This is a genomic window from Streptomyces sp. NRRL F-5630 (assembly GCF_000719475.1).
In the GTDB taxonomy this organism is placed as follows: Bacteria; Actinomycetota; Actinomycetes; order Streptomycetales; family Streptomycetaceae; genus Streptomyces.
Genome location: NZ_JOGO01000138.1, coordinates 1 through 5,570 on the forward strand (window position 1 = coordinate 1; position 5,570 = coordinate 5,570).

Annotated in this window: 6 protein-coding genes; 3 read left to right on the top strand and 3 right to left on the bottom strand. The window is 75.5% G+C overall.

The genetic code is table 11. The features are described from left to right. Nucleotides 1-167: 167 nt before the first annotated feature. Nucleotides 168-740, bottom strand: coding sequence for a GlcG/HbpS family heme-binding protein (locus IF99_RS0129730; RefSeq protein WP_031001470.1), 573 nt, complete (start codon nucleotides 738-740; stop codon nucleotides 168-170). Between the two features lie 560 nt (nucleotides 741-1,300). On the opposite strand from IF99_RS0129730, the gene IF99_RS0129735 reads away from it, so the two are divergent. Both IF99_RS0129735 and IF99_RS0129740 read left to right on the top strand, forming a co-directional pair. Beyond that, entirely contained in the window at nucleotides 1,301-2,575 is a 1,275-nt protein-coding gene (locus IF99_RS0129735) for a sensor histidine kinase (RefSeq protein ID WP_031001472.1), read from the top strand. Then, the gene (locus tag IF99_RS0129740; RefSeq protein WP_031001475.1) at nucleotides 2,572-3,234 is read left to right on the top strand and encodes a response regulator; all 663 of its coding nucleotides are present in this window, start codon (nucleotides 2,572-2,574) and stop codon (nucleotides 3,232-3,234) included. Before IF99_RS0129735 ends, IF99_RS0129740 begins: the two co-directional genes overlap by 4 nt. Before the next feature lie 34 nt (nucleotides 3,235-3,268). On the opposite strand, the gene IF99_RS0129745 is transcribed toward IF99_RS0129740, so the two are convergent. Continuing rightward, the gene (locus IF99_RS0129745) at nucleotides 3,269-3,835 is read right to left on the bottom strand and encodes a Uma2 family endonuclease (RefSeq protein ID WP_031001477.1); all 567 of its coding nucleotides are present in this window, start codon (nucleotides 3,833-3,835) and stop codon (nucleotides 3,269-3,271) included. A 408-nt stretch (nucleotides 3,836-4,243) separates the two neighbouring features. Here IF99_RS0129745 and IF99_RS0129750 point away from each other — a divergent pair, with 408 nt between their 5' ends. Continuing rightward, the gene (locus IF99_RS0129750; protein ID WP_031001479.1) at nucleotides 4,244-4,744 is read left to right on the top strand and encodes a hypothetical protein; all 501 of its coding nucleotides are present in this window, start codon (nucleotides 4,244-4,246) and stop codon (nucleotides 4,742-4,744) included. A gap of 4 nt (nucleotides 4,745-4,748) precedes the next feature. Here the strand turns inward: IF99_RS0129750 and IF99_RS0129755 are convergent, their stop codons facing one another. Further along, complete coding sequence (locus tag IF99_RS0129755; RefSeq protein WP_199806588.1) at nucleotides 4,749-5,471, bottom strand: pentapeptide repeat-containing protein; 723 nt, start codon at nucleotides 5,469-5,471, stop codon at nucleotides 4,749-4,751. Between the last annotated feature and the right edge of the window lie 99 nt (nucleotides 5,472-5,570).

Sequence of the window (5,570 nt, forward strand, 5' to 3'; positions counted from 1 at the left end):
GTATCGTCGGCAGCGTCAGATGTGTATAAGAGACAGGGGTTGGCGACCGGCGCGGGGGGGGCCGGTGCGGGAGGGATCGCCCGTGCGGGCCGGGGCGAGGAGGCGGTGGCGGGCGCGATTCCTGGCACGGGGGACCCCCGCCCGTACGGGACAGCTCCTGTCCCGCCTCACCTGCCCAGCGCGGCGACACCCGCCTTCGCGAAGCTCTCGTCCTGGTCGCCGCTCGGCGCGCCCGCGACGCCGACCGCCGCGACGGGCGCGCCCTTCGCGGTGACCGGGGCGCCGCCCGCGAGGAAGAGCGTGCCCGGGATGTCCTTGAGGGTCGGCGCGGAGTCGAGGCGCTTGACGAGGTCCGAGGTGGGGGCGTTCCAGGAGACGGCGGTGTACGCCTTCTTCACGGCCGACTCGTAGGACTGCGGGCCCGCGCCGTCGCCGCGCAGCGTGACGAGCGTGCGCCCGTCGCGGTCGACGACGGCGACCGAGACGTTCTGGTGGGCGCGACGGGCGGCGTCGAGCGCGGCCTGCGCGGCGCGGGTCGCCGCGGCGGTGGTCAGGTGCGTCGTGGTCGTGGTGGTGCGGCCCGAGACGTCGGCGGCGGGAGTGGCGGAGGCGGCGGGGCGGGGCCGCGGGGACTCGGCGTTCGCGGACACGGTGCCGAGGACCCCGGCGGTGCCGAGCGCGGCGACGAGGGTGCCACCGGCGAGGACACGGCTGCGGCGGGTGCGGAGGGTGAGGGACATGGGTTGCGCTCCTGGGGTGTGCGTCGGGGGGGACGAGGGCGGGGCTTACGGGTCGGGGTGGCCCCACGGGTGTCGGGGGCGGGTGCCCACGGGTACGGGCCGGGGTCGGCCCTGCGGATGCCGGGCCGGGGTTCGGCCTTGCGGACGCCGGGCCGGGTTCGGCCTTGCGGACGCCGGGCCGGGGTTCGGCCTTGCGGACGCCGGGCCGGGTTCGGCCTTGCGGACGCCGGGCCGGGTTCGGCCTTGCGGACGCCGGGCCGGGGTTCGGCCCGGCGAGTGCGGGGGCGCCGTTCCCGTGGCGGCTTCCGCTCCTCAAGCCTGGCCGTCCGCGCCCGCCTCTCCCGTCGCCCGCCCGGCTCCTCTCCGCCCCCCGACCGGTGGGCCCCCGGGTCGGCCGATCGGTTGATGCGGCGCCCCGCGCCCGGCGCGATGATCGAGGGGGCGAGCCTGCCCGCCCTGCCCGTACCGCCCCTCCCACCCCGCAGCCCCGTCCCGCGTTCCCGGCCCGCCCCCGGACCCAGGACCGGCCTCCGGCCTCACAGCACCCAGGACACCCGCCCATGCCCCCACCGCAGTCCGACGTCCCCCTCCCTGTTCCGCGGGCCGACGATGCCGCCGAGGCGGACGAGCGGCGGCTCACCGCGCTCCTCACCCTCGCCTTCCTCGCGCTGCTCGCGGGCGCGCTGCTCCGCTACGTGCTGCGGCACGGCGACAGCGGCCGGCTGCCGTGGGTCGTGGCGCTGAGCCTCGTGCTCGCCGGGACGCAACTCGTCCGGGGCGGCTCCGCGCGGGCGCGGCGGGGGCGGCTCGGGGTGGTCGCGGTGTGCTGGGCGGTCGTCGTGCTGCTCGCGCCGAGTTTCGCGTGGTGCGCGATCCCGCTCGTGCACACGGCGCTGCGCCTGCTGCCCGTGCGGGCCGCGCTCGCGGCGATCACCGTGCTCACGGCGCTCGTGGTGGTGGCCGAACTGCGGCTCGCGGACGGTTTCGACCCGAACCTCGTCCTCCTGCCGCCGGTCGTCGCGGCGCTCGCGACCGGCGTCTTCCTGCACCTGAGCCGCGAGTCCGCGCGGCGCGGGGCGCTCATCGACGACCTCGTGCGCACGCGCAGGGAACTCGCCGCGACGGAGCGCCGCGAAGGCACGCTCGCCGAGCGGCAGCGGCTCTCCGGCGAGATCCACGACACGCTCGCGCAGGGCCTGTCCAGTCAGCGGATGCTGCTCCAGGCCGCCGAACGCCAGTGGGATCACGACCCGGCGGTGGCGCGCGCCCACGTGCGCACGGCCGCCGGGATCGCGGCGGAGGGCCTCGCCGAGGCGCGGCGCCTCGTGCACGACCTCGGCCCCGCGGGGCTCGCGGGCGGGACGGACCTCGGGGCCGCGCTCACGGCTCTCGCGGCGCGGGCCTCGCACGGCGGGCTCACGGTGCGGGCCGAGGTCCACGACGAGACGGGCGCGGGCCCGGCCGTCCTGCCGGACCGGGTCGCGTCGGCACTGCTGCGTACGGCGCAGGGCGCGCTCGCGAACGTACGGGAGCACGCACGCGCCCGTACGGCGACGCTCACGCTCACTCTGCTCGACGACCTCGCGTTCCTGGACGTCGCCGACGACGGCAGGGGCTTCGTGCCCGACCTGGCGGCGGCACCGCGCGGACCGCGCGGCCACGGGCTCCCCGCGACGCGGGCCCGCCTCCAGCAGCTGGGTGGCACGCTCGCCGTCGAGTCGGCGCCGGGCGAGGGCACGGTCCTGACGGCGCGGGTCCCGTGGCACGAGCCGCCCGGCACGGCGGAGCGGGAACGAACGTTCTCCCCCGGACCTGACGAAGGACCCTCCTCATGACGGACACCCCCGTGACCGGCTCCTCCCCGGACGAGAGCCCCGTGCGGCTCCTCCTGTGCGACGACCACGCCGTCGTACGGGCCGGGCTGCGCGCACTGCTCGCGAGCGCGGCGGGGATCGAGGTGAGCGGGGAGGCGGGGAGCGGCGAGGAGGCGGTGGCGCTCGCGGCAAAGCTGCGTCCGGACCTCGTGCTCATGGACCTCCAGCTCGGTCCGGGCATCGACGGGGTCGAGGCGACCCGGCGCCTGCTCGCGCTGCCCGCTCCGCCGCGCGTCCTCGTCCTCACGACGTACGACACCGACGCGGACGTCACGCGCGCGGTGCACGCGGGGGCGACGGGCTACCTCCTGAAGGCGGAGCGCCCGGAGGAGCTCTTCGCCGCGATCCACGCCGCCGCGCGGGGCCGCACCGCGCTCTCGCCCCCGGTCGCCCACCGCGTCCTGGCCCACCTGCGCGCCCCGCGCCCCGGACTGACCCCCCGCGAGCGCGACATCCTGGCCCAGCTCTCCCAGGGCCTCGGCAACCGCGACATCGCCCGCGCCCTCCACATCAGCGAGGCCACGGTGAAGACCCACCTGGGCCGCGTCTACCAGAAACTGGGCGTGGACACCCGCGCCGGAGCGGTGGCGGTGGCGAAGGAGCAACGACTGCTGGAATGACGGGACTTCCACAACCGCCACAAGCGGGCGGGGCTCACAGCTCCCCGGAGTCGATCGTGAATCCCACGGGGGCGGGGAGCGGCACCGGATCGCCCATCTTGTACGTGGTCTTCTGCCGGTAGTCGTCGCCGGAGGGGCGGGTGCAGACAACGATGTGGGCCGCCTCGCGATCCACCACCACGTAGACAGGGATACCCGCTCGCGCGTAGCCCCGGATCTTGCGCACCCGGTCGTTGGCGGCCATGGAGACGGACGTCACCTCGGCGGCGAGCAGCACGGGTGAGGGGTCGTGCCACTCCTGCCGGTCGGCGAAGCTCCCGCGAGGGGCGAGGACGAGGTCAGGGATGACCCGCCCGCTTCCGGAGGCGCCGGGCACGCGGAGGCCGATCCCGGTGTAACGAGCGAGATCGCGGCGATGGTCCCGGGCCTGACCGCTCAGCTCCGACACCATCTCCTCGTGCTCGCCGTTCGCCGGTGGTGTCACGTGGATTTCCCCTTCGACCAACTCCACGCGCCAGCCCTGAGGGGCGGCGGCGCTGAATACCTCGAAGGCCGCGTCCACCGATGGGGCCGGCAGGCTGAAGCCGGCCAGTTCGGCCAGGAGCGCCGCACGGTGCGCCCACTGATCCGACTCGGCCGACGTGGACTCGTACTCCGGGACTGGCTCTGCCACGGCGGACCTCCTTCGCTTCAGCGACAGCCTTCAGCGTATGCGCGAAACGGGTGCGCGAAGCCGAGGCTCCTCATCCGAACCGGGCACAGCTCCTCACAGGGTTGCCGTACGGTCCTCAGCCGCCGCACGCGCCGGACCCGTCCAGCCTCTGACCGCTCGCGCACGGCGCGCATGGCCACCGGGACCGCCCGCCAACGGACGACCGCCGAGGGACGGCCCGCCGACAGACGGCTCGCCCAGGGACGCCCGCCGAGGGGGCCGTCGTGTGCGGGGTGTACGCCCCGCCCCGTCCAGGCCCTCGCCTTCGGCTCGCCCCGCCGTGACACCATTCCTCCCGTGCTCGACATCGGTTACGCCCTCTCCCGCCGCCATCCCGACTCGCCGCAGACCGACTACCGGCGGGCCGACCGGTACGCGCTGCGGCACGACCTGTTTCTCGGGGACGTGTATCTCGCGGACACGGAGGAGGACCGCGAGCTGGCGACGGCCTGGGGGTGGGTGCCGGTGCTCGACTTCGCGTGGGCGCTGTGCGACATCGCCGAACTGCTCGACCAGGACCCGAAGGGGAGCAGGGCGAGCAGGCCGCAGTACGCGGAGCTGGACTTCACCGAGTCGGCGGACCGGCTGCTCTTCGCGCGCCGCTTCGGCTGGGTCGACATCGAGGCCGAGTGGCGCCCCGAGAGCGAGCGCCCGCTGAGTTTCTCGCACGCCGAACTGCGCCGGGAGGCACGCGACTTCCTCCACGACCTGCTGGCCGACCTCGCCGAGATGCACGAGGAGCTGGACGAGAACCCGCTGGTGTGGGACCTGCGTGCCCGCTTCCCCCGCGTGTCCTGAGTCCTCACTCCCCCAAGTCCAGGACCCGCATCCCCAGTTCGGCCGCGAGCGCGGGAGCGAGGTCGATGAGCTGGTCCGGGCTGATGGCCGCGCCGCGCAGCCCGCCGATCCCGGCGGCGACGCCCAGTTCGGCGGCCTGGCGCAGATCGACGTCCTTGAGCGTCACCTTGTTGAAGTCCGCGCCCTTCACGACGCAGTCGACGAACGCGACCCGTTCCAGGCTCGCCCCGCCGAAGTCCGGTTCGACGAGCACGCACGCCTCGAAGACGACGTCCTTGAGCTTCGCGCCGCGCAGGTTGAGGTAGTCGAGCTTCCCGCCGCGCACCACGACCCGTTCGAGCACCGCCCCGTGCGCCTGCGTCCCGCCGAGTCGCGCGTCGATCACCTCGACATCGCGCAGCGTGGCCTCGGCGAGCCGCGTCCCCACGCCCCGTACCGCTTCGAGGCGCGAGTCCACGAACCGGGCGCGCGTCAGCCGTGTGCCTCCGAGGGCGCAGTCGCGGAGCACGCAGTCGAGGAACGAGGCGCCGCCCCCGTCCGCCTCGTCGAGCGTGTCCCCGCGCCACTCGACCCCGTCGTAGTCCCCGTCCGGCACGAGCCCCCAGGCGGGCGGGTCGACGAGAGAGGGCAGCCGCAACTCCGGCCTGCGCGGCGGCCGTACGGCGAGCGTCCGCCGGGCGGAGCGCGGGGTGGCGGAAGACGGGCGACGGGTGGGGCGTGAGGTCATGGGGTCACTGTGCCGTAGGGGACTGACAGGGGGGCGGGGGAGGCGGTGGGCGGCGCCGGGAGGGGCGCTCTCCCGGGGGGGGGGGCTGTCGTCGGCGCG